At 57.2% G+C, this 24,025-nt stretch carries 23 protein-coding genes; 14 read left to right on the plus strand and 9 right to left on the minus strand.

Going from position 1 to position 24,025, the window contains the following annotated elements:
* Positions 1-24 precede the first annotated feature (24 nt).
* A complete protein-coding gene (locus WA411_RS09975; RefSeq protein WP_291906278.1) occupies positions 25-1,722 on the plus strand; it encodes a BamA/TamA family outer membrane protein in 1,698 nt (565 codons plus the stop codon).
* 9 nt (positions 1,723-1,731) lie between these two features.
* Here WA411_RS09975 and WA411_RS09980 read toward each other — a convergent pair whose 3' ends face one another.
* Positions 1,732-5,007: a carboxyl transferase domain-containing protein gene (locus WA411_RS09980; RefSeq protein ID WP_291906277.1), complete on the minus strand. Its 3,276-nt coding sequence runs from the start codon at positions 5,005-5,007 to the stop codon at positions 1,732-1,734.
* 122 nt (positions 5,008-5,129) lie between these two features.
* Positions 5,130-6,047, minus strand: coding sequence for a DMT family transporter (locus WA411_RS09985; protein ID WP_291906276.1), 918 nt, complete (start codon positions 6,045-6,047; stop codon positions 5,130-5,132).
* A gap of 122 nt (positions 6,048-6,169) precedes the next feature.
* Here WA411_RS09985 and WA411_RS09990 point away from each other — a divergent pair, with 122 nt between their 5' ends.
* The 3 genes from WA411_RS09990 (at position 6,170) to WA411_RS10000 (ending at position 8,899) form a co-directional block, all read left to right on the plus strand.
* Positions 6,170-7,066 (plus strand): LysR family transcriptional regulator, encoded by an 897-nt coding sequence (locus WA411_RS09990; protein WP_291906274.1) that lies wholly within the window; start codon positions 6,170-6,172, stop codon positions 7,064-7,066.
* A 124-nt stretch (positions 7,067-7,190) separates the two neighbouring features.
* Positions 7,191-7,817 carry an NAD(P)H-dependent oxidoreductase gene (locus WA411_RS09995; RefSeq protein WP_291906272.1) on the plus strand — a complete coding sequence of 209 codons (627 nt, stop codon included), beginning with the start codon at positions 7,191-7,193 and terminating at the stop codon, positions 7,815-7,817.
* Between the two features lie 116 nt (positions 7,818-7,933).
* Entirely contained in the window at positions 7,934-8,899 is a 966-nt protein-coding gene (locus WA411_RS10000) for a zinc-binding metallopeptidase family protein (protein WP_069184301.1), read from the plus strand.
* 20 nt (positions 8,900-8,919) lie between these two features.
* Here WA411_RS10000 and WA411_RS10005 read toward each other — a convergent pair whose 3' ends face one another.
* On the minus strand, positions 8,920-9,489 hold the full coding sequence (locus WA411_RS10005; protein WP_291906267.1) for an NnrU family protein: 570 nt from the start codon (positions 9,487-9,489) through the stop codon (positions 8,920-8,922).
* 125 nt (positions 9,490-9,614) lie between these two features.
* On the opposite strand from WA411_RS10005, the gene WA411_RS10010 reads away from it, so the two are divergent.
* Entirely contained in the window at positions 9,615-10,028 is a 414-nt protein-coding gene (locus tag WA411_RS10010) for a hypothetical protein (RefSeq protein ID WP_291906266.1), read from the plus strand.
* Between the two features lie 38 nt (positions 10,029-10,066).
* Positions 10,067-10,933, plus strand: a complete 867-nt coding sequence (locus WA411_RS10015) for a DMT family transporter (RefSeq protein WP_136630510.1) — start codon at positions 10,067-10,069, stop codon at positions 10,931-10,933.
* Here WA411_RS10015 and WA411_RS10020 read toward each other — a convergent pair.
* On the minus strand, positions 10,903-11,394 hold the full coding sequence (locus WA411_RS10020; RefSeq protein WP_227514571.1) for a nucleoside deaminase: 492 nt from the start codon (positions 11,392-11,394) through the stop codon (positions 10,903-10,905). The genes WA411_RS10015 and WA411_RS10020 overlap by 31 nt on opposite strands.
* 10 nt (positions 11,395-11,404) lie before the next feature.
* Entirely contained in the window at positions 11,405-12,034 is a 630-nt protein-coding gene (locus WA411_RS10025) for a DNA-3-methyladenine glycosylase family protein (protein ID WP_291906263.1), read from the minus strand.
* Between the two features lie 305 nt (positions 12,035-12,339).
* On the opposite strand from WA411_RS10025, the gene WA411_RS10030 reads away from it, so the two are divergent.
* Positions 12,340-12,789, plus strand: a complete 450-nt coding sequence (locus WA411_RS10030) for a pseudoazurin (RefSeq protein ID WP_053112809.1) — start codon at positions 12,340-12,342, stop codon at positions 12,787-12,789.
* Positions 12,790-12,837: 48 nt separating this feature from the next.
* Here WA411_RS10030 and WA411_RS10035 read toward each other — a convergent pair whose 3' ends face one another.
* Entirely contained in the window at positions 12,838-13,776 is a 939-nt protein-coding gene (locus WA411_RS10035) for a GGDEF domain-containing protein (protein WP_291906260.1), read from the minus strand.
* A 127-nt stretch (positions 13,777-13,903) separates the two neighbouring features.
* Between WA411_RS10035 and WA411_RS10040 the strand changes: the two genes are divergently transcribed.
* The gene (locus WA411_RS10040; RefSeq protein WP_291906259.1) at positions 13,904-14,074 is read left to right on the plus strand and encodes a hypothetical protein; all 171 of its coding nucleotides are present in this window, start codon (positions 13,904-13,906) and stop codon (positions 14,072-14,074) included.
* Here the strand turns inward: WA411_RS10040 and ovoA are convergent.
* Positions 14,049-16,202, minus strand: coding sequence for a 5-histidylcysteine sulfoxide synthase (gene ovoA, locus WA411_RS10045; RefSeq protein WP_291906258.1), 2,154 nt, complete (start codon positions 16,200-16,202; stop codon positions 14,049-14,051). The genes WA411_RS10040 and ovoA overlap by 26 nt on opposite strands.
* Positions 16,203-16,309: 107 nt before the next feature.
* Positions 16,310-17,503 (minus strand): multidrug effflux MFS transporter, encoded by a 1,194-nt coding sequence (locus WA411_RS10050; RefSeq protein WP_291906256.1) that lies wholly within the window; start codon positions 17,501-17,503, stop codon positions 16,310-16,312.
* Positions 17,504-17,642: 139 nt separating this feature from the next.
* On the opposite strand from WA411_RS10050, the gene WA411_RS10055 reads away from it, so the two are divergent.
* The 3 genes from WA411_RS10055 to WA411_RS10065 all read left to right on the plus strand — a co-directional run bounded on the left by WA411_RS10055 (position 17,643) and on the right by WA411_RS10065 (position 20,746).
* Positions 17,643-19,199: a BCCT family transporter gene (locus WA411_RS10055; RefSeq protein WP_291906255.1), complete on the plus strand. Its 1,557-nt coding sequence runs from the start codon at positions 17,643-17,645 to the stop codon at positions 19,197-19,199.
* A gap of 73 nt (positions 19,200-19,272) precedes the next feature.
* Positions 19,273-20,322: a mechanosensitive ion channel family protein gene (locus tag WA411_RS10060; RefSeq protein ID WP_136630507.1), complete on the plus strand. Its 1,050-nt coding sequence runs from the start codon at positions 19,273-19,275 to the stop codon at positions 20,320-20,322.
* A gap of 40 nt (positions 20,323-20,362) precedes the next feature.
* Complete coding sequence (locus tag WA411_RS10065) at positions 20,363-20,746, plus strand: DUF2750 domain-containing protein (RefSeq protein ID WP_136630505.1); 384 nt, start codon at positions 20,363-20,365, stop codon at positions 20,744-20,746.
* A gap of 9 nt (positions 20,747-20,755) precedes the next feature.
* On the opposite strand, the gene WA411_RS10070 is transcribed toward WA411_RS10065, so the two are convergent.
* Positions 20,756-21,559, minus strand: a complete 804-nt coding sequence (locus WA411_RS10070) for an SDR family oxidoreductase (RefSeq protein ID WP_291906254.1) — start codon at positions 21,557-21,559, stop codon at positions 20,756-20,758.
* Positions 21,560-21,713: 154 nt separating this feature from the next.
* Here WA411_RS10070 and trxC point away from each other — a divergent pair, with 154 nt between their 5' ends.
* The 3 genes from trxC (at position 21,714) to WA411_RS10085 (ending at position 23,980) form a co-directional block, all read left to right on the plus strand.
* On the plus strand, positions 21,714-22,154 hold the full coding sequence (gene trxC / locus WA411_RS10075; protein WP_209400588.1) for a thioredoxin TrxC: 441 nt from the start codon (positions 21,714-21,716) through the stop codon (positions 22,152-22,154).
* Between the two features lie 348 nt (positions 22,155-22,502).
* Positions 22,503-23,129: a polar amino acid ABC transporter substrate-binding protein gene (locus WA411_RS10080; protein WP_291906249.1), complete on the plus strand. Its 627-nt coding sequence runs from the start codon at positions 22,503-22,505 to the stop codon at positions 23,127-23,129.
* Between the two features lie 428 nt (positions 23,130-23,557).
* Positions 23,558-23,980, plus strand: a complete 423-nt coding sequence (locus WA411_RS10085) for a tetratricopeptide repeat protein (protein WP_153634822.1) — start codon at positions 23,558-23,560, stop codon at positions 23,978-23,980.
* Positions 23,981-24,025: the final 45 nt, after the last annotated feature.

Here is a 24,025-nt window from a genome sequence, read left to right on the forward strand (position 1 = left end):
GGTACGGCTGTTGAGGTGAGTGTGGTGTTCAGGAAAGCGCTTGTTGTTTCAGGCCTGGTTTTCGCAGGGTCCTGCGCTGCGGCCGAATCGGACAGATACAACTGCATTGCCAGCAGCATTCAGCCGGAAGCCATTGATCTGGACAAACCGAGGGACCAACTCGCCCGGCAGAACGATCTGGTCATTCCGGAGGGCGCGCGCATTGGTAGCATCCGCATTCTTCGCCGTCCGATCTTTGACACCACCGATCCGGAGCAGAACAACGCGCTGTATCGAACCCTTAACGCCCTCAACATGCCTACCTGGGAATCCGCGCTGCGGGCCCAGTTGGTGTTCGAGCAAGGCGACGTCTACGAGCCCGAGCTTATTTCCGAATCCGAGCGGGTGCTGCGCCAGCGGGAGTATCTGACCGCGGCCTGGGTGGGCGTTACCCGGGTTTGTGGGGACGAACTTGAGGTAAGTGTTCTGACGCGGGATACCTGGACGCTTTTCCCCAGCGTTGGTGTGTCGCGATCCGGTGGTGAGAACACCACCAACTTCGGGCTGTCTGATCCCAACTTTGCGGGGTCAGGGAAGAGCCTTGGTATCGGCTATGCAAAGGACCCCGATCGTACGGAAACAAGTCTCTACTTTGATGATCCGAACTTGCTGGGCTCGCACTGGCAGGCCGGGTTCTCGTTCGATGAACGGAGCGACGGCCGGGGCCGAGGCGCTTACCTGGAAAGACCTTTCTTCAGCGAAACCACCAACTGGCGATTTGGCCTGAGTGGTATCGACGATGTCCGGGAGGAATCCCGCTACGTAGGGGCGGAGGCCATTGCCGATTATCGGCGCAGCCACGAATTTTTCAGCATTGATGGAGGCTGGCGCCTCGCTGAGAGGGACGACCGGCAACTGAGATTGCTTGCAGGCTACCGCTACGATGCGCTGGTATTCGACCGTTTACCCGACGAACCCAATCTCGACATCCTGCCGGAAGACAGAACCCTGAGTTATCCCTGGATTGGCTTCGATTACCGCCAGAATCGCTTCCGGGAAATGACCAACCTGACCCGGCTTCAGAGGGTCGAAGATGTGCGGGATGGCTTCGTGTGGCGTACCGAGCTGGGTTATTCCGGCAGCGGGCTGGGCGCCACTGAGGACCGTGTGGTTCTCAATATGGATTTTCGGGATGTGCTGCACGTAACCCAGACTAATTATGCCAGCTATACCCTCAGCCAGAGCGGCACCTACCGCCTCGACGAGGACCGGGTGGAAAACCTGCTGGGTACAGCAAGCGTTCAGTACTTTCATGGCGGCTCGGAACGCTGGAACAGCTGGTACACCAACCTGGCGTTCACCGCAGCGCACAATCTGACGGCTGATCAGCAGCTGCTCATCGGGGGCGAGAACGGGCTGCGCGGTTACCCAAGTGAGTACCAGCAGGGCAATCGCCGGGTGCTCTGGACCCTGGAGAGGCGCTACTTCCCGGATTGGCATCCGTTCCAGTTGTTCCGGGTGGGCGGCGTGGTGTTTACCGACGTCGGCCGGGCCTGGTTCACCGACGACCGGAATAGTGGTCCTGACGAAGGGGTGCTGAAAGATGTCGGCTTTGGCATGAGGCTGGCGTCCAGCCGCATCGAGGTGCAACGGATGCTGCACCTCGACTTTGCCTTCCCGCTGGACGGCGACGACAGTATTGATGATTTTCAGATACTGTTGCGGGGTCGAAGCCAGTTCTGACCCTCCGGGTCACCAGGTATCGATGAATTTTCCGTGATCCCCAGAGTGCGTGCCGGCAGTGGAATTCAGCCCCCGGACCAGCCAGGCCCGTGTTTCCTGCGGGTCAATCACCGCATCAATCTCCAGGTAGCTGGCCACATTGAGTGCTTTGCCCTGCTCATAGGCCTTGGCAACCAGCGTATCGAACATGGTTTTTCGCGATTCTTCGTCGGGCTGGGCGGCCAGCTCCTTGGCAAAACCCAGACGCACGGCGCCCTCCCAGCCCATGGGGCCGAACTCGCCACTGGGCCAGGCAGCCGTAAAGAACGGCGTTAGCATGCTGCCCGCAGCCATGGCCTGGGCGCCAAGGCCGTAGGCCTTGCGCAGAACCACGGTGAAGAAGGGCACATTGAGCCCGGCTGCTGCCACGAACATGCGCGAGACATGGCGAATGGTGGCCTGTTTTTCCGCTTCAGGTCCCACCATAAATCCTGGCGTATCGCACAATGACAGGAGCGGAAGATTGTGGGCGTTGCACAGCTGCATGAATCGGGCGGCCTTGTCGCCTGCGCTGGCATCAACCGCACCTCCCAGGTGGGCGGGATTGTTGGCGATCAGCCCCATGGGGCGGCCTTCAATACGGACCAGGGCCGTGATCAGGCCTGGCGCGAATTGCCTGCGCAGTTCCAGAACGCTGTCCTGATCGGCCAGGGTTTCGATGACCTGGCGGATATCGTAGACCCGCATTCGGTTTTCCGGAATCAGGTGGCGGAGCCGTCGTTGATCGGCGCACTGCCAGTCCTTCCCGCTGCCCTGGAAGTAAGACAGGTACTGCTTCGCAACGCGAACAGCTTCGGCTTCATCCTTGACCAGGACATCAATCACCCCGTTGGGCGCCATGACGGAAGCCGGCCCTACCTCTTCCGGTCTGAAGCGCCCAAGGCCGCCGCCTTCGATCATCGCGGGCCCGGCCATACCCAGATTGGCGTCTTCGGTGGCAATGATGGTGTCGCAGCAGCCAAGCAGCGCCGCGTTGCCCGCATAGCAACGGCCGGACACAATACCTAGCGTGGGCACAACGCCGGATAGCCGGGCCATACTGACAAACGTATGGCAGTCCAGAAAGGATACGCCGTTGGTATCTGTGTCGGAGGGGCGACCACCGCCGCCTTCTGAGAACAGAACCAGCGGGATTCGCCATTGCTCCGCCAGAGCAAGAATACGGTCTGCCTTGCGGTGATTGGCCAGCCCCTGGGTGCCGGCGAACACGGTGTAATCGTAAGCCATGGCGGCACAACGGCCGGCTTCCGGGCCAAACATCGGCGCGTTCACGGTGCCGATAGCGGTAATCAGCCCATCCGCCGGGCTCATTTCAACCAGTTTGTCCACCGAACGTCGGCGGCGCTGTGCCGCCAGTGCCAGGGCTCCGTATTCATTGAAGCTGTCCGGGTCGAGCAGGTCTTCAACGTTTTCTCGGGCGGTTCGCTGGGCCGTTTTGTTCCGTTTTGCGACGGCCTCCGGTCGGCGCTCATCAGTCAGCAGGTCGTGTCGCTCCAGAACCTCGGCCAGATCGGCTCGAATGTACTCCAGATCGACCGTCTCTTCATTCTGCATGCCACTGGCGTCTACTTCAGCGGGTTCCAGATAGACCAGTGCCTGGCCTTCGTTCACCGTTGTTCCCGGTTCTGCGGCAAGCGTGTGGACGATGCCGGACTCGCTTGCCTTGACCACGAATTCCATTTTCATGGCTTCAAGCACCGCGATCGGGTCGCCGATGGCGACGGAATCTCCGGGTGAAACATCAATACTGACGACCGTGCCTGAGCTGGGCGCTTCAATGCCGATGGTACCCGCCGGTGCGAGTGAGGAGTCCGGTCTCCTGGCTTCCTCCGCGCTGAATGTGTTGCCAAAGTGCAGGTGCGGATGGGCGTTTTTGGTCTCTACCGGAACAAGGGTATTCAGATTATCTTCAACAAAGCGGGTGGAAACCGTCCAGGTTTCGACGCCGGAGTGGCGAACCAGATTCTGCAGCAGACCAATATTGGAGCTGAGCCCGGTTAGCCGGAACTCACACAGGGCGCGATACAGTCGCCGAAGTGTTGAAGGATAATCGCTGCCTTGGGCCACCAGCTTGGCGAGCAGGGAGTCAAACGATGGGGAGATGGTGTAACCGGCATAACCATAGCCATCGACCCGTAAACCCGGGCCTGAGGGCGGCTCGTAGGTGCCGAGTGTGCCAGTTGCCGCGTTGGCACGCCCATCGGAGTGAAGCGTCTCGGTGTTGATTCGCGCCTGGATCGCAAATCCCCGCACCGTCGGTGCCGACTCAAGACCCAGATCCGCAAGGCTGTGGCCTGCGAGTAACTGCAGTTGGGTTTGCACCAGATCAACCCCCGTAATCTCTTCGGTGATCGTGTGCTCAACCTGGATACGGGGGTTGGCTTCCATGAAATAGAAACGGCCAGGCTGGTCCTGGTCCACCAGAAACTCAAAGGTTCCCAGGCCGCGGTAGTTAACGGAGCTGGCCAGCCTGAGGGCGCAGTCGATCATGGCATCACGGATCGAGGCGTCCAGTGAAGGACTCGGCGCAATCTCGATCAGTTTCTGGTTGCGCCGCTGGAGGCTGCAGTCCCGCTCCCAGAGGTGGCTGACGGCTCCGGTACCATCGCCAACTACCTGGATTTCAATGTGTCTCGCCCGCCCGATGAGCTGTTCAATGTAGAGCGATCCGTTGCCGAACGCCGCTTGGGCCTCGGACTGGCAGCGCCGGAAAGCCTGCTCGAGCTCTGTCTCGGCGTGAACGGCCCGCATGCCCCGGCCGCCGCCACCGGCAATGGCCTTGAGCATCAGAGGGCCATGTTCCCTCAGAAAAGCCTGGGCTTCGCCAAGGCTCACCGGCTTGTTGATTCCCTTGATCAAAGGAACCTTGCAGTTCTCGGCCAGATCCCGGGCTGCCGATTTGTCGCCAAGCCCTTCCAATACCTCTGGTGACGGGCCAATAAAGACCAGACCGGCCTGCTCGCATTCGCGGGCAAAACCGGCGTTTTCCGCCAGAAACCCGTAGCCCGGATGGATCGCATCGCAGCCATGGGTCTTTGCAATGTCTATCAGCTGTGCCCCATCAAGATAGGCCTTAACGCCACTGCCCGTGAGAGCCACCGCCTCGTCGGCCATACGGGTATGCAGGCTGGAGGCGTCGTCTTCAGAGAATACCGTGACTGCCGGCAAACCCAGTTCGCTGCATGCTCTGGCAATACGGATCGCGATTTCTCCGCGATTGGCAATCAGTACGGAGTGGAAAGTCATGGTGGCTGGTTCCCCGGGTATCGTTCTTCTTGTGGGTGACAGAAGTCACCATCCTAGGAACGACCCCGGGATGAGGCAAATGAATTTGTTTAAGCATTGGGTATGAATCTGATTGATGGTCCTCACGATGCTTCGGTTCGTGCGCTCTTCCTGTTGCTGATCCTGAGCCCAACAATCACCATGAAGGCTCCCAGCCAGATGGTTAACGAATAGTTTTCCCTGAACCAGATAACCCCGATTAGCAATCCGAACATGGCTGCTACTGCACCGAGCTGACTGTAAAAAACCGGGTTGGAGCGACGCTGAAGCTCAAAGGCGCAAAGGTAGGTCAGCGCGGTTAGTAGTCCCTGCAGAACCACAATGCCAATAAGATCCGATCCCGTGCCCTTCGGAAAAATAGGGGTGTCCGTCAGGCTGGCGACCAGGGCAAGCGTGAAGGCCGACGCCAGCAGCGTACCCGATGCAAGGACCATGGGTTTTACATCATCAGGCCAGGCGACTGAGCGATAGACGTTACCGATGGATAGCATCGCCGGGATAATCAGGCCCATGGCGAACCAGGCTATGTTCGGGCTGCTGATCTCCGAATGACGTTGCAGCACAATCCAGGCGCAGGCGACGACCGCAATAGACAACCCAGCCAGTTTGATCCAGCTTCGTTTTTCCAGGCCGATGCTGGTGGCGAGCAGGAACGTAAAGATTGGGGGGAGGGCATACATGATTCCCGTGAAACCGGCTCCGAGTTTGGTCACCAGATAAAATCCGATCACATTCGGGATCGCGATACCGGTCAAGCCGCTGATGAGGAAATAGCGGGTCAGGCGACGTTCCAGCAGAGAACGGCGTTTTTGGGAGCACAACAGTAGAACGGCTCCTGCAATGAGCGTTTGCCAGAAGGCATAGGTGACGGCAGGCATACCCTGGGATGTTGCCGCTTTCGCCAGTGCCAGCATCAGTGCAATCAGAAATCCGTTGGCCAGCAGTAGGCCCCAGATCAGGGCTTGGGGAGGGATAAAGGAACGCTGCGCTGTCGCTATCATCACTGAATGCTCCGGTTGGTGAGGCGGGTTGTTGATACTCAGTGTGCAGCAATCGATTGGATTGATAATTGGGTCTGGGCGAACAATACTCCTTCCAAATCAGAAATAATCAGGAGTTTTAAGTGGCTACGGACAAGCTGGTGGCAATGAAAATTTTCAGGCGCGTTGCAGAGCTGGGTAGTTTCACCCGGGCTGCGGATGACCTGGATATAACCGCTGCAACGGTGAGTAAGCATATTGCCTTTCTGGAACGGGATCTGGATACCAGGCTGATAAACCGCACCACCCGCCGCATGAACCTGACTGGTGCCGGGCTCGCCTTTCTGCAACGTACTCAGGCGTTGTTGGATGATCTGGAAGAGGCAGAGCTTGAGGCAAGAAGGTTGCAGGCAGAGCCTCGAGGCACGATCAGGCTGAACGTACCCATGTCGTTCGGCTTGACCCACATAACAGAGGCTATCGACAGTTTTCTGCGCGACTATCCCGAAATCGATATCGACCTTCAGCTCAGTGATCGAATGGTTGATCTGGTGGAGCAGGGCGTAGACATCGCCATTCGGGTTCGAAGCTCTTTGGCTGATTCAACCCTTATGGTCAGGCCACTGAGAACGTCCAGAAATATTGTATGCGCATCACCAGACTATCTGAAAAACGCCCCGGGAATTCTTGGTCCGGAAGACCTGACACGGCACAACTGTCTGACGTTTTCACTGCATGACAGACCGGGAGTCTGGGAACTGGGCGATGGGGAGGTGAGAGTCAGTGGCAACTACCGAACGGACAGTAGCCTGGCGATCCGTCAGAGCCTGTTGAGGGGAGCTGGCGTTGGTTTATTACCGCGCTTTCTGGTGCAGGGCGATATTGAAAAGGGCGTCCTGGTTCCCTTGCTGACCAATTTCCCGCCCAAGCCCTATACCGTATTCGCCCTGTTTCCGCCGGGGCGCAAGCAACCCACCAAGGTTCGCCTGCTGCTTGACCATCTGGACCAGCATCTGGGCGAGAAGCCTTATTGGGAATAGCGCTGATCCCGTGGCTTAACTTCTGGCTATTTCCATTTTGGAAAATATGTAGTTCTATTTCATCCGTTTTTTAGGGTTCGCCGGTTCCATAGAGTGGTTACCTCAAACTGAAGGAGGCAACCCTATGAACATACACGAAGCCCTGGACTGGCGTTACGCCGTCCGCGAGTTTTCACCAGAAAAGCTTGATGGCCAAACGGTGGAAACACTGGTGGATGCAGCCCGCAAGAGCGCGTCTTCCTATGGACTGCAGCCATACAAAATTCTGATTGTTGAGAGCAAGTCGGTCCGGAAGGATTTGCTGCCTTATTCGTATGGCCAGCAGAAGGTTTTGGACTGCTCGCATTTGATTGTTTTTGCAGCGCAGACAGACATTGGTGATCACACCGTCGACAGGTATGTCACTCAGTTTGAGAAAACCCGGAGCGTACCCGCGGCGGAGATCTCGGGCTATGTGACTCACATGAAAGAGGCACTCGCATCCAAGTCGCAATCAGAGAAACAGGCGTGGGCGCACCAGCAAACCTATATTGCCCTGGGCACGCTGCTCACCGCGGCCGCCTCCATGCGGATCGACAGCTGCCCGATGACCGGTTTTGACCACAACGCCTATGATGACGTGCTGGGGTTGGCAGAGTTGGGGCTGGAGAGTTCGGCCATTGTTGCCCTGGGTTACCGCAGTACCCGTGACCGGAGTTCTGGCTTGCCGAAAGTGCGTTTTGATTACGACGATCTGGTCATCACGATGTAAGGTTTGGCTGGGCCGATTGGCCTCTCTGGCTGGTGTTCCTTGGCTATAGGGTATAGGTTCGGGAGAACGGCGACACATTCTCGAGCAAACTGCCGTATAAAAGGAGCACCAGCTCTATGAAGGTTTTTTCCAACCCGGTTGGTTCCGGAAATCTGTGGTTTGACAATCTCACCACTGCCGAGGGCACGCCGGTCGCTTACGATCCACAGGCCAGGGCATTCGTCCCCATGCCGCCTTTCTGCGTGAATCGGGACATTATCGGCTGCAACTGGATTGCGCCTGAGAAAGGGGCTTTCTGCAGGTCGTGCGCGATGACAGCGCTGGCGCCGGACCCGAACATTCCCAATGCCATGCCGAACTGGGCCGAGACTGAGGCTGCGAAGCGGTGGGTGCTGGATAACCTTGGGCGCTGGCACTGGTTTCGCCCGGAAGATCCGGGCACCCGCCCGGTTTTTCATATGTTGGCGGAGGGGCTGACCCCGGTTGCCATGGGGCACGCCAATGGTGTGGTTACCATCAGTGTTGCAGAGGCGGATCCGGTGGTTCGTACCACCCGACGACAAGCCCTCGATGAACCCTACCGCACCATGGTTGGCCATATGCGCCATGAGATCGCTCATATGCTCTGGTGGCGTCTGAGTTTGCGGGAAGATTTTCTTGATGCGTTCCGGGAAATGTTTGGTGATGAACGAGCCGATTATCCGGCGGCCCTTGAGCATCACTATCATAACGGTCCGCCAGAGGACTGGAGGCTGTTCTACCTGACCAGTTACGCCTCGGCACACCCTCACGAGGACTGGGCAGAGACTGCCGCGCACCTGCTCCACCTGACAGACATCACCGACAGCCTGGTGTCATCGGGGCTGACATCGCCGGAAGTGCCCAGACAGGGCTGGGATCCTTACGCCGAGCCCGACACAGCCATGCTGATTAACGTCGCGGCGTCGCTGGCCATTCGGGTCAACCATGTGAACCGCTCCATGGGCCTTTCTGACCTGTACCCGTTTGTGTTGTCAGAAACGGCGCAACGCAAACTCGCGTTCGTGCACGACTGGTTGCGCCGGGGCGCCCAGGGCCTCTAGTGAGAGTTTGCGCCGGCCAATCAGGCTGGCGCCACACCAAACAGCCACTGGTGGGCCCACACCACCATAACCACATACACTGCCAGGCCGCCGGCGACTGCAATAATGTCATTGGCTTTGGTTGCTGGTAGCGTTGGAATGGCTCGCTGGGTTCTCCGCTTCATGGAGATCCGGTCGGCAACGGCCCAGGCCAGGAACGAGCCGAACAGCAGAAGATCGTGGAGCATTCCGTTTGCGAGAAGGTGTGCCAGCGCCCAGAGTTTGACAGCAGCCAGCATGGGATGCCCCAGCTTCGCCTTGATCTTTCCCGGGAAGTAGGTAGCAAACAGCAGCGGGAATACAGGTACCAGAAGCAGGAAGGCCACGTGCTTTAGCCAGGCGGGTGGCACATAGATCACCGTCGGATCCATCCGTGCTGCACCATAACCCCAGACGATCAGAACCAGACCTATCAGGGATACCAGGGAATAAAGTCCTTTGAAGGCTCCCTCGCCCATAGAGGCATTCAGCCGGTTGCGCAGGGGCTCGTTTACGATGGAGAGCGAATGCACGCCGAGAAACAGAATCAGACCAACAATCAGTGTGGCCATTTGCAGAACTCCTTGTGGCTTTTGGAGGGTGGTTCCTGGGTGTCAGGGCCGTTGTCCGTAGCGGGCCCCAATGCATTGAGCCCCGGGTAGTATAGGAAACCGGGACAGAACATGCCTGAGCGTTTATGATCGGCGATCTGATTCACCGGATTGAAAAGGCCCCTATGAAGTTTCCAAAGGTGACTGTTGTACTGGTATCTGCCGCCCTGCTGTTTGTTCTCTGGGACCAGACCCGCGAACAGCCCGACCCCATCGACGCAAGCCGCCTTTCCAACTTGCGGGCCAATCCCGTTGAACTCAGTGCTGCAGTAGATTGGATTTTCGGGCAGATTCCGGACTTCTGCTCGGATGTTACAGGCGAGGGTAGTGGCGCGACGGCCCAGGCTGATTGCGTCGAAAAAGCTGAAGCACGAACCTCCACGTGTCGGCGGATGCTTTACGATAGATTCCCGAGTGTCGTTGCCTCGGAGGCGGTATTCCGGGATGTTTCGCTCACGGCCATGGCGTGTCTGGTGCCCCGATCAGGAATCGTGAACTAGCCAACGGTTCTTCCCGATAGTTACAGGATCCCAATTGCATGCCCATCTCTGCTCACTATGGTTTGACGGTACTGATCTGGGGGCTGACCTGGACGGCGATTCGCCTGCAGGTTGAAGCGGCCCCTGTCGATATCTCCGTGTTCTACCGATTCGTCATGGCTTCTGTTGTGACACTCGTGGTTCTTGCTATGGTGCGCAGGCTGGAGAAGCTGACCCTGAAACAGCACGGTTGGCTGGTGCTGCAGGGGGCAACCCTGTACAGCCTGAACTTTTTGCTGATTTATCGTGCGGCAGAATCCATGACAAGCGGTCTGTTGGCGGTGGTGTTTTCGCTGGCCGCGCTGTTTAACGCTTTGAATGGCTGGCTTTGGTTACGGCTCCGGCCTACCGCCCGGCTTTATCCGGCGATCTCTCTGGGGATCACCGGTGTGGCACTGCTGTTCTGGCACGATCTGCAACTGGGGAATGCCACAGCCACCAGCATTCTGTTCGCCATTGGCGGCACCTTCTGGTTTTCCATGGGTAACCTGGTCAGCATCAAGGTGCGGATGTCTCAGGTACCGCTGTTACTGGCCAATGCCTGGGCCATGGTTTACGGCGCGGTGATTCTTGGCATTTGGTGCCTGTTGCAGGGTGTTGAGTGGGTAGTCCCCACCTCGGCGACTTTCTGGGGCGCAACCGTCTTTCTGGCCGTTCCCGGCTCAATCATCGCGTTTTATTGCTACATTACGGTGATTCAGACGCTCGGTGCCGACAAGGCCGGCTACGCGACGGTGCTTTTCCCCGTGGTTGCCCTGAGCGTTTCGACCTGGCTCGAGGGCTTTGAGTGGACAACAACGGCGGTACTGGGTGCCACGCTGGCACTGCTGGGAAATTACGTTTTGTTCCGATCGGCCAAAGCGTAGCGCTCGTGAAGCTCTCGCAGAGCGTCAGCAAGGGTGGGGAAGGGACCCTCGGTGGGAACACCTGGAACCACCTGATTAATCGGAAGGGTTGCCACGGGCGGTGGCGCCACGTGCAGTTCGTCCAGCCAGGCTGAAAGCTGCTCCGACGAGCTTGCATAAACGATTCGCCCAAGGCCAACCCAACCGTGTGCAGCCGCGCACATCGGGCAGTGCTCTCCAGAGGTATACACTGTGGAGGCGGCTCGCTCATCCGGGGTCATGTTGGCAGCCGCCCAGCGGGCTATCTCGAATTCGGGGTGTCTGGTCTCGTCCCCACCTGCAGTTTCGTTATGTCCCTCGTACCTGACGGCACCGGTTTCATCCACCAGCACGGAGCCAAAAGGCGGGTTTCCGCTGTCCACTGCCATTGAGGCCAACTCTACACAGCGGGCCAGGTGCTTCATTTCGGTTTCGTAGATCACTTTGCCTCCTTCATTGACCTCGTGCGTCCAGGTAATGCATCCAGAGCATGCGAGCGGCTACAGCTCGCCACGGCTTCCATTGTTCCGCAAAAACAAGTTGTTCATCTCTGGTTGGCCGGGCCTCCAGCTGTTTGATGTCCTGTATCGCGGATGCCAGTGCCAGGTCTCCCTGAGGCCAGACATTCGCCCGCCGGAGCGCCATCATGTAATAGACGTCAACGGTCCAGGGACCGAGACCCGGTATATCCAAAAGGTGGCTTCGGCCCTGTGCATCGTCAAGGGTATCAAGCTTTGAGAGTTCCAGCGCACCGCTGGCAATCCGATTGGCGAGCTCGACGCAGTACCGGGCTTTTTGCCGTGTAAGCCCGACTTGCCTTAGCTCAGACTCGCCAGCCTTTTGGACCAATTCCGGGGTTACCGATCCCAGATGTGACGCGAGCCGCTGAAACATGGTGGCCGCGGCTTTGATCGAGACCTGTTGTTCCAGAATGATATGCACCAGTGAGGCGAACCCCGGCTCTCGAGCCCAGAGTGGCGGGTACCCAAGCCGGTCCCGGATCCTGTATAAATCGGAATCTCTCTCGGCCAGAACGTCAACGCCCATTCTCAAGGTTTCGTCAGTAATTGTCTTTTGTTGCATAAACCCCTTTTAGCTTAATGGCTCGCCGATTCCCGATCTCCGTTCAGGATCTGCTGTTGCACAAAGGAGCGAGCTTGCTCTTGCAGTGTATGCCGTCGATCTTTGGTTCCGCCATCATTCAATATCCGAAGACATGATGCCAATTTGTACGAAACAGGCCCTCATTGGTTCTCAGGGCCGAGCCTTGGCGAACCAGGGGTGTCATTCCCATAAGGATATGCCCTTAGAGTCGAAAGGGATCCTGATGTGGGTAGGACGCGTAGTTTTTATTGCTTTAAATGACCAACCAATGAGGTGAAGTCACTATGAAATTAACGCTGAAACACACCGTTGCTGCAGTTGCACTCACTTTTATTTCTGGCGTTGCAATGGCGGCCGAACACGTCGTTGAAATGAAGAACTCCGGCGCTGACGGTGCCATGGTCTTTGAACCGGGATTTGTTAAGGCCGAGCCTGGCGATACCGTCAAATTTGTCCTTGTCGATCCAGCCCACAACTCAGTGTCCGTAGAGGTGCCTGAGGGTGCTGAAGGTTGGCAGGGAGCCATGAATGAGGGCATCACGGTGACCCTGAACGAAGAGGGCGTATACGTTTATAAATGCACGCCCCATGCCGCGTTGAACATGGCCGGTGTCATTCAGGTAGGCGAAGCGGTCAACTACGACTCTGCGAAAGCCGCCGTGGATAAGCTCACTGCAGCCGCTGCAACGAACAAGGACCGTCTGACCGGTTACTTTGAGCAAGTCCAGAAGTAAGTCAATCGGGATAGAGGCCGCTCACATTACTGCGCGGCCTTTTCTATTTTAATCGAAGACAATTCGATTACGGCCGTCCCGCTTCGCTTTATAGAGTCGCTGGTCGACCAGATCCAGGAAATCGGCGATGCGGTCGTGGCGTGAGGGAATCACAGTGCCTATTCCCATGCTCATAGTAACCTGTTTACTGTGCGGGCTGCCTCCCTGGGGAAGTTGTTCCTCAAGAAGCAACTGACGGCAACGTTCAGCCACACTGATGGCAGCTGGCGTGTCCGTTTCGGGCAGGATGATCACGAATTCCTCACCACCGAACCTTGCCACGAAGTCGCGGGGCCGTTGGGCCGCGTTCTCCAGTAGCGTAGCGATTCGCTTGAGACATTCATCACCCTGCAAATGGCCGTTAAGATCGTTGTACGCTTTAAAATTGTCGATATCGAGCAGTATGACTGACAGAGAAGACTGGTGTCGGATGGCGTCGTTCCAGTTCTCGTTCATGACGGTATCAAACATTCGGCGGTTTGCGACGCCGGTGAGTCCATCCTTGTAAGAATACTCTTCCAATTTCTTCTGCAGAGCGACCACTTCGTCTTCGGTTTTCTTGCGCTCGCTGATGTCGAACATAAAGCCGATCAGAGCCTCGACATCACCGTTATCGTCACGCAGTACATGCACCACATCCCGCAACCAGACGTATTCTCCTCGTTCGGTGAGGGCCCGATAGTCCGCCTCATGATCGACCCCGGCCTCGGATTGCGATACGCAGAAATTGACGACCCGCTCCCGATCCTCGGGGTGCATGCGTGTGGCCCAGTCGTCTACGGTTAGCCAGCTGTCCTGGGGCCAGCCGAGCAAGGCTTCAATCTGGGGCCCTATGTACTCGAATCGCATGGTTCGCCAGTTGATTTTCCAGGGAATCGCTTTGGTTGACTCCAATAAGGTTCTGTAAACGGAGCTATCTTCAACCAGTCCAGCGGGGTTGTCACTCAATTCATTGTTCTCCGATTACCGAGCCAAAGCAGCTCTGTGTCTGCGTGATGAACGTAATAGAAACATTGTCTCCTACAGTTAAGATAAACCAGTCCCGGCAACAAAAATACCGCTTTTGGCGCTTCGCATGAACACCAACCTGGGTGGCGATAACGTTGACAGAGACATCGTGCTGGGGACGCTGTTGTGCCTGGCGAGCGGTCAAGTAGCCACCAACTGGTTCGATCAGTTGGTGGACCACGAGGCGATAAAAGAGGGGGTGACCGCGCTGATCAGCGTGGCAACCGCTCCCAGATAGTCACTTCCGAGAGGGTATGCTGGAACTTGTGCTGGGTTTCGCGGATCACGAAAGGCACCTTTCTCGGCTCACTGACTAACCGGAAATGCTCTGAGAGGTGCTCCTTCAGGCCATCCAGGGTGGTGTGGTTTTCACCATCCTTTTTGAAACCACCTATCCACTCCTCCTTAGGTGTGTGTTCTTCCAGCCATGTGTAGGGAGAGGCAATAACCAGAAGGCCCCCGTCGTTTATCCGTTCGTGGATGCTGTCCAGAAAACGTCTGGGCTTATAAAGCCTGTCGATCAGGTTGGCCGCCAGAACAAGGTCGTAGTCCGAGTACTGCGGTTTGAGATTGCAGGCATCACCCTGATAAAAATTGACTTTCGCCGCGTGCTCGTCAAGTGCCAACTCTTTGAGGGTTCTTGTGTGGTAACTGACCAACTCGCCTTCCTCTGCAAGCGCGTAGCGGATGGAGCCTTGCTCGGCCATCTCCACACCCAGACGGATAAAGTTGGCGGAGAAGTCGACACCTTCAACCTGGTCGAACTCTCTCGCCAATTCAAAACTGGAGCGACCACAGGCGCAGCCGAGGTCCAGCGCTTTACCTGTCGGTCTGCCCCTCATGGCTTCCAGAGCAATGTCCGCCATGGCTTTCGGGAAATTCTCGACACCAAACCAGGAGTCGCCGTAATGGAATTCCGCGTACTCAGTCAGCAACCGGTCGCTTTCGTAGTAGGCGTTGGGTTGCACCGCCTCGCTTTCAGAGGCGATGTAGCGGAACCCCGCGTGCTGGAAGAAGTGTCTGCGAAAGGCGTAGCGGGCCGATAGCCGGGCTTCGTTGCCGCAGGAGATCCACGAACCGCCCTTGATAAGGTTATGCTGCCCGTCGAACGTTGGTGTCGTGAAGTCATCGTAGAGCGGATGAACTTTGAAGTTATCGAACGGGTAAGTGGGCGTTTCTGTCCACTGCCAGACGTTGCCAACAACGTCGAACCAGTTGCCGTGCCTGAAACGGGTAACCGGGCACGATGATGCCCCGTGATCCAGATGGAGATTTGCGTTGGCAGGGTCGTGACCCACTTCCTCGATCCCAGCCTCACCACAAAGTCGGTACCACTCATCCTCCGTGGGCAGGCGGATAGGCTGGCCGGTTTGTTCTCTTTTCCACTCACAAAAGGCTTTGGCTTCGTGGTAATTCACTTCCACGGGCCAGTCCCAGGGCATCTCGACTTCTTCTGTCATCAGGCGCAAATACCATCCATTCTGCCAGCGCCAGAAGGTCGGGTGCCGGGCCTCGGCAAATTGCCGCCAGGCACAGCCTTCCTCGCTCCAGAACCGGTCCTCCTGATAGCCGCCGGCCTCGACAAACTGAAGGAATTCCTGATTACTGACCAGATATTGGCTGGCTCTGAATTCATCTACCTCGGCGTCATGCTCGCCGTACTCGTTGTCCCAGCCGTAGCAGGAGTCATCGTAGGATTTCCCGATGGAGACTGTGCCGGCGGGCACGGTAATCAGTTCATTTTCCGGCGCTTCACCGGTTTCGCGAATGGGTGCCCATTCTGGCTGGGGGCGGACCCGTGCCAGATCGTGCTGGCGGATCAGCACGGACGAGGTCTCCAGGTGTATCCGCTCGTGCTCGACCCCCATAACGATGGGCCACCAGGGGCTCTCCCAGTTGATCGGCAGGCTGAGCGGCAGTGTTTCCATCACCTCCAGAACCGTGGCACGGACTTTGGCCCGGTAATCCATCACTTCGGCCACGGTTGGCCAGTCGTAATGGTCCTCGTCCAGATCGTCCCAGCTCATCTCATCGACACCCACGGCAAAAATAGACTCCATGTGCGGGTCAATGCGCTCGGGTAGCAGTTTTGCCAGTACCAGTTTGTTAACGAAGAAGGTGGCTGTGTGGCCCAGGTAGAAAATCAACGGGTGTCTGAGGGGGATCGACTTTAAAAAATATCCGGCATCATCGGCCAGGCAATCGAACAGGCGGGTATAGGTGTCAAAAGTATTCGTGAAATAGGAAGCGATTTCGTCTCGCTTGTCCTCGGCGCCCCCGGCTGTGAGATTCGGTGTTCTCAGTAAGCCTGCGTGTGATTCAAGTGTTCTGGTAGGAGATTCTACTTCCGGTATTGGCATTGTCATTTCTGGCCACGTCCTTTGTTGTGTTCGCTAACAGCAATACGTCTTGTGGGAAGGAGGTGGTTCATTCCTCCCCGAAAACTGTTTAGACGATCCCTGTGCTGAAATTGTTACACGCCGGATTTTTTCGCCAAAGTCACCGCACGGGGCGCGCCCAGCGCCAAAAGAACAGCACCCGTTGAACAAGCCAGCATAGCAATTGCGATGCTGGACAATGTCTGATCCCCCGTGATTGAGGACAGGGTGCTGATGGCGCCGGCAATGGTAAATTGCGACGCGCCCAACAGTGCCGCTGCGGTGCCGCTGAGGTTCGGAAAGAATTCCATGGCGTTGGCCATGTTGTTGGGCACGATGCCGCCCTGGCAGCCAATGGCAACAATGATGCAACCTGCCACCAACCAGAGCGGTCCCTGGAGTTGGACGCTGGTAACCAGAGCGACAAGGGCCAGCCATTGGGCGATGACCTGCGCGCGCACCAACTGGACTGAGGAAAATCGTCTCAGCAGGGGGCGGTTGAGCAAATTGAGGCCAGCCATGAAGCCAATGTTGGCGGCGAACAGGATGGCGAAGGTGCTGTTGGAGAGACCGTACCACTCCTGGTAGATGAACGAGGAATGGGTAATAAATAACAACATGGTGCTGAAACAGAGGACCTGTATCCCGATGAACCGCATGGTGGTTGTGTGCCGGAGCACGAGCAGATAGTTGGTCACCAGGGATCGAACCGGTGTCTTGATGGGGGCTCTTGGTTTCAGCTTCGGGAAAAGCGCCACCTGCAGAACTACCACGAGAAACGCCGCGTAGCCGGCCAGCATGAGAAAGATCCACTGCCACTCGCCAAGCGCCAGCATGAGTGACCCCAGCGAGGGAGCCGCAGCCGGGGCTATGAACATGATCAGACCAATCAGGCCAAACAGCCTTGCGGCGTCTTGCCCACTGACTTCGTCGCGAACAATGGCAGGAACCGATACCGCACAGAAGGCGCCACCAATCCCCTGGGCTATCCGCCAGAACACCATGTCGGACAGACTGTCGGCCATAGACACCATGACGGCTCCGGCCATGAAGATCAGCAGTCCTCCGAAAAGAATTGGCTTGCGACCGTATCGGTCAGACAGGGGGCCGCCAACCAGCTGGGCCAGCCCCAGCGTGGTGACATAGGCGCTGAGGGTCAGCCCCACATGCCCGTGGTCAATGCCCAGGCCATCGGCGATGTCTGGGAAAGCAGGCAAGTAGGCATCAAGCGCCAGGGGCCCGAGTGCCACGGTCATGCCAAGCAATATCGCCAGGTACAGGTGGGACAAAAGAATCCTCCTAAAAAGATAGAATCCTAACAATACGGTGATGTTTTTCATCGGACCATGCGTATTTTCAGAAATCCCCCGTGCAAGAGGCTTTCACTTCCTGTAGCCTGCGCGGCTTTTTCTTCCGGAGGCAGACCAGATGACCGTTCAATCCCAATCTCTCCCGCGAGCCAGAAGCGGACCGTTTTCAGACAGTGATCCCGTCGTTCTGGTGCTCACTATCGGCTTCATTCTTCTGTTCGTGGGTGCTTCAATCATCGACAGCAGCCACGTGGCCGACCTGATCGGAGCCGGGTTTGCGTGGACCGCCACCTACCTGGGATCCTTTTTCCAGTTGCTGCTACTTCTGACGTTTTTCATTGCAATTGGCACAGCCCTGAGCCGCGCTGGCGCCGCACGGATCGGCGGGCTGGAAAAGCCGGAAATAGGCCGTTTCCGGTGGTTGTCGATGATCATGTGTACCTTGTTGGCCGGTGGCGGCGTGTTCTTTGCCGCCGGTGAACCGGTTTACCACTTCGTCGTGACGCCCCCGGCGTTTGACACCGAAGCCGGCTCCGCCGCAGCGGTCGCCCCGGCCATGGCCCAGTCGTTTACTCACTGGGGGTTCCTGGCCTGGGCCGTGCTCGGTTCCCTTACCGCGCTGGTACTGACCCGGGCCCATTACGGCCAGGGCAAGCCGCTGCAACCGAGAACGCTGCTGTACCCGGTTTTCGGTGAGAAGGTGATTCAGGGCCGCCTCGGCGGGGTTATTGATGCTTTCTGTGTGATTGCCGTGGTGGCCGGAACCGTCGGCCCCATCGGTTTTCTCGCCACCCAGATGAGCTTTGGGTTGCACGAGCTGTTTGGCGTGGCGGACGGCTATGGCACCCAGTTGACCGTGCTGGTGGTACTAGCCGGCGTTTACATGACATCTGCCATGACCGGTCTGCACAAGGGTATCCAGTTGCTGAGCCGTTTTAACGTCATTCTGGCGCTGGTGATTGCCGGTGTCATTTTTGTCTTCGGGCCAACTCTGTTCCTGGCCAATACCTATACCCAGTCCATGGGTGAATACGTCACCTCCTTCTTTGCCATGGCAACCATGACTGCCGAGACGGCGCCAGCCTGGTGGATGAAATGGTGGACGGTGTTCTTCTTCGCCTGGTTCATTGGCTACACGCCGCTGATGGCGGTCTTCGTCGCCAGAATCTCCCGGGGCCGGACGGTACGCGAAATGGTCCTGGCGGTAGCCGTGCTGGCGCCGATCGCCACTACTATCTGGTTCACCCTCCTGGGGGGCTCCGGTATCTACCACCAGCTTGCCGGTACCTTCGACCTCACCGAAGCGCTGAATAACTTCCGCTTTGATGTCGCCACTCTGACGGTGGCCCAAGCCTTGCCCGGTGGTACCTGGATGGCGGCTGCGATTCTGCTGCTGACAACCATTTTCGTCGCCACCACCGGCGACTCCATGAGCTATTCCATTGCCATGGTCGGCGCAGGCCATGACGAACCAAACCCGTGGATTCGCGTGTTCTGGGGTGGTGCCATGGCGCTGATGGCGGCAATTCTCCTGTACATGGGCGCCGGCCAGATTGGTGTGCTGCAGCAGTTCATTGTGCTGACGGCGATTCCGGTTTCGCTGATTATCCTTCCCTCGCTCTGGACCGGCCCGAAAGCGGCCATGGCAATGGCGCGAGAGCAGGGCCTGGTCTAGGCTTTTATGGAACGCGGCGAGCCAGGAACATGCTCGCCGCGGACTCTTCTGATCGAAAGCTCCTGGAGGGCTGATGTTGGAATCGTTTGAAGCCGGTTTCACGGCGTGGTTGTGGCCGGGGTTTTCGGCGATTCTGGCGGTTGCGGTCACTTATATCGTTTACCGTCTTGCCCTCGCTGTGTTCCGGCACTTTTCCGAGTCCAGAACGGTTATCCGGTTGTTCCTGGATGCCGCGGCGCGGGCGCTCGGTGTGGTTTTTTGCCTGCTTGCGCTGGCTGGCTCTCTACAGACCGCACCACCTGATCTGCCCCTGATGGCGGCGGTCCAGCAGGTGACAACCCTGTTGCTTGTGCTCGCCATTACCTGGGCGGCGGTTCGACTGACCTCAGCCATCGGCGAGGTCATTGTGGCGCTCAATCCGGTGCTGGAAGGGCAGTGGAAACGGGCGCGCAAGGTCGAAACCCAGACCCGTTTTCTCGTTCGGGCACTGAACATCCTGATCGTTATTATCGGCCTGGGCGCGGCCCTGATGACCTTCGAATCCGTTCAGCATATGGGCGCGAGCCTGCTGGCTTCTGCCGGCGTTGGCGGCCTGATTCTTGGCTTCGCGGCCCGGCCGGTATTGAGCAATCTGCTGGCGGGTATGCAGATCGCCCTCACTCAGCCCTTCCGCATAGACGATGTCCTGCACGTGCAGGGCGAGTGGTGCTGGGTGGAAGAAGTAACAGCCACCTATGTGGTGTTGCGGGTCTGGGATTTGCGCCGCCTTGTAGTGCCACTGCAATGGTTTATCGAGAATCCGTTCCAGAATTGGTCCAGGAATACCTCTGAGCTGCTGGGAACGGTCTTTGTCTGGGTCGACTACACCATGCCGGTTGAACCGCTCAGACAAGAGTTTGCCCGCCTGCTGAAGGAGTCGGGACTCTGGGATGGCGAATTTTCATCAGTACAGGTAACCGATTCCAGCGATCAGGCGATCCAGGTGCGGTTTCTGATGAGCGCTGCCGATTCCAGCAAGAACTGGGACCTGAGATGTGCGGTTCGGGAGGGCATAGTAACCTTCATCCAGGAACACTACCCGGCCCAGCTACCGAGACTCCGGGCCCGTGTGGTGGAATCCTGAGCCCCGGTTGGAAATGTTTAATAGGAGTGGCGTACCCGACATGAGCAATAACGAACAGAATCAGGTAATGGAAATGGATGGTGAAGAGCGGTACGACTACTTCCTGAGCCAGGTGGCCGAGGACCGGGAAATCTGGATTCTGGTCAACAACGACAGCCGCTTCCTGAAGATTGCCTCGGATGACGGCGATGTGGAGTACCTGCCGGTTTGGCCCACTGCGGCCTTTGCTTCCGAGTATGCCAGCGGCGGCGAAGAGCTGACGCCTCGAAGCATTTCATTGCCCGATTTCTTCCGGAAGTGGGTTCCCGGCTTAACAAAGGATGGCCTTGATGTGGGCGTGTTTCCCGGCCTCGATAAAACGGTTTGGATCACCGAGCCTGCAGAGCTCAAGCAGGATCTGCAGGATGTGATGTCCGAATTCTGAGTTCGGGCCTTATCGTCTGGCCGGAGCGGAGGCGCTTCCGGCCAGTATGCCGCCGTCGATGTTCAGCTCGATGCCTGTCACATAGTTTGATTCGTCTGAGGCAAGATAGAGAGCCGCATAGGCGACATCCTCGGGCTTTCCCATCCTGCCAATCGGAACGCCGGCTTCTACCTCTGCGATTGCAGCGTCCCGGGCTTCCCCCTCCCCAAGCATCGCTTCCCACATCGGGCTCATAATGGCGCCGGGATGAATGGAGTTGCACCGGATCGCGTAGCCTTTTTCGGCACAGTACAGCGCCACGGTCTTGGTGTGATTCCGGACGCCGGCCTTGCTGGACGCGTAAGCAGCCGCCCCGGGAATACCAACAATCCCCGATCTTGAGGAAATGTTGACGATGCTGGCGGCCCGGGAGGTCTTCATCAGCCTGATCCCATACTTGCAGCCTAAGGCAACACCGTTAAGGTTCGTTGCATGAACGGTCTGCCAGGAATCAAGATCGAGGTTTTCCGGATCGTGAGGCCCGCTACTCTCCAGAAATCCGGTAATGCCGGCGTTATTCACCAGGATGTCCAGGCCCCCGAACTGCTCTTCGATCAAGCTGGCGCAATCGATCCACTGGGCTTCATCGCTCACGTCCAGATGGAGATAGTGCATGTCGAATTCTGAGCTATCAACGAGTGCCTGACCCTGCTGATCGTCAATATCTGACACGATGACCTTCGCTCCATGCTTGGCGAACTGAACGGCGATCGCCTCACCAATGCCTCTGGCCGCTCCGGTAACCAGAGCCGTTTTGCCATCGAGTCTTCTCATGCTGAACCCCTGTATGCCTGATGCTTTCCCACTCTTGCTGATCATTATGGTCGCAAACGGCCGGTCTGGCGATGCGAGCGTGAGCGCTGCAGCTTGATTTCCTGCCGTCTGCCCTGATCATCTTTACCAGTAAACACTCTGAGGGTAATGAATCATGACCGACATCCGACACCTGGTTTGTCCCCACTGCCATAAGGTCAATCGAGTACCGGCGGAGAAATTGTCAGCCGGCGGAAATTGTGGCGCCTGCAAACAGCCGTTGTGGCCGGATCAGGTTCTGGAACTCACAGACCAGAGCTTCGCAGCCCATACCGGGCGCAGTGATTTGCCGGTGCTGGTGGACTTCTGGGCGAGCTGGTGTGGCCCCTGCAAAATGATGGCACCGCAGTTTGAACAGGCCGCGAAGGACTGGCGGGGCAAGGTACGGTTTGCCAAGCTCAATACCGAACAGGCCCAGGGCCCCGCCAGCCAGTTTGGCATTCGTAGCATCCCCACCATGATCCTGTTCCAGAATGGCAGGGAAGTGGCCCGCCAGAGTGGCGCTATGAATCAGGCGCAAATCAGTCAGTGGCTGCAGTCCAAGGGTATTCGATAGCCCTGGCGAGACTGTTTGTTCTTTGGCCGGTCATTAAAACGCCACAATTGCTGAGGCCCTGCCATTGCAGGGCTGAAGGCACCTATCCGAACGCTTCCCACAAAGTTATCCACAGTTTTTGTGGGTAAAGCTGACTTCGCAGCGATATCGACTCTGTCATGGCATCTGGCCGGAATTCGAGCCAAACTGTCTTTAACCAGTAAGGCAGCGTTGGGCAAACGACGACCTTACCCGATTGATCACTTCGACGGGGACCGAATGAGAGTAGTTCTGTTTTTTGTAATGGCAGTCTGGCTCCTTCCAGTTTCTTCCCAAACGCTTCAGATTATGGGATCGGACGAGGGCTTTATGCCGTTTTATTACGGCAGCGACCTCAAAGAGGGCATTCTGGTCGAGGTGATCAATGACTTCACGATGGAGACTGGTATCTCGGCCGATTTCCTCCCGATGGCTCGTAAACGCCAGGCTTGGGCGTTGGAAAGAGGACTGGCCAACGCGGTTTTTGCTAACCCGCTATGGATGCCTCTGCCGGACAGAATGCACGCCGTTGGGCCGCTGTTGACCTGGCGCGATCGTGTGTTCGCGCAACCAGGCCTTAAAACGGACTCCTTCGATGACCTTGAGGGAGGCATCTGCCTTCGCAGATGGTTTGTCTACAGTGATCGACTCGAGGAGCGGATCGGGAGCCAGCTGGTGCGCCATGACACATACAACACCCAGCAAATGCTGCAAATGTTTCTGCGCAACCGCTGCGATTACATCGTCATGAACGAAATGGAGTTCCGGTTCCTGGCGCAGCTGGGGTCCATCGACCCGGACCGTTACAGAACCGAACTGATAGACGCCGAATGGCCGGTCTATCTCGGAATACTCAAAACCGAGACGGCACTGATTGAAGCGGCGGAAGCTTTTTTTACCACCTACAAGATTGATGTGGAGGCCATGCTACCCGGACTGCAACGGCCAGGCCTTTAATGGTGCAAGATCTGGCCGCTGTGGGTCCAGCACAGAGGTGAAGAGAGTGGTGTTTTTATCTTTCATACTCAGACTGGCTCTAATGAGTCCCTCCCCCATATGGCACAAATCAGCCGCATAGCATTATTCCAACAATGAACGGTCATTCTGTGACCGGTCGAGAGCCTCAGCTTCTTAAACAAAAGCGGATATTCGGGACTTTCAGTGCTCTGCATGTTCCGGGCCATCGCTTTTCATTGAAAAAACTCTCTTTAGGTATGCCCGAAAAACGGGGTAGGACCCATCCTCCCAAAGACCCATTTAAACACGTTCATTGTCGAATATATCCGGAGGGCAAAGCGTGTTGCACTATCATCCGCTACAAACACTTCGGCAACACGGAAGCAGCCCGTCAGTTCACAGTCACAACACCGGAAACATAAGTTGTCATGCAATCATACAGGCACGATCTCAAAGCAACGGTACTCGCGGCGTTAGTCTTTATGGCACCCAATGCAACTACAGCCCAGGCGTCGGATGACCAGATTCGCGTTGCTCGGGAAATGATCAGAACGCTGGAAGCCTATGCCGTTTATAAAATGGGTCAGTATGACCTTGCGTTCGAGCGCTATCTTACACTCGCCGAGGACGGGAATCCTCAGGGCATGCTTAACGTAGCTAACATGTACTCGGAGGGTAAGGGAGTAGAACAGAGTTACAGCAATGCCTTTCGTTGGTATCTGCGGGCAGCTGAAATCGGCGACTGGATTGCCATGGAACAGGTTGAAAGCGCTTACCGCACGGGAAAAGGCGTGCAGAAGGACACCGAGCGCGCTGAGTATTGGGAAATGCGCGCCCGAGCTGGTGACTGACGATGGCGAACCAGCGGCCCGACTCAGAACATCGTTATGCCCAAA

The organism is Marinobacter sp. CH_CUG1437-1 (assembly GCF_037029655.1).
GTDB lineage: Bacteria > Pseudomonadota > Gammaproteobacteria > Pseudomonadales > Oleiphilaceae > Marinobacter > Marinobacter salsuginis.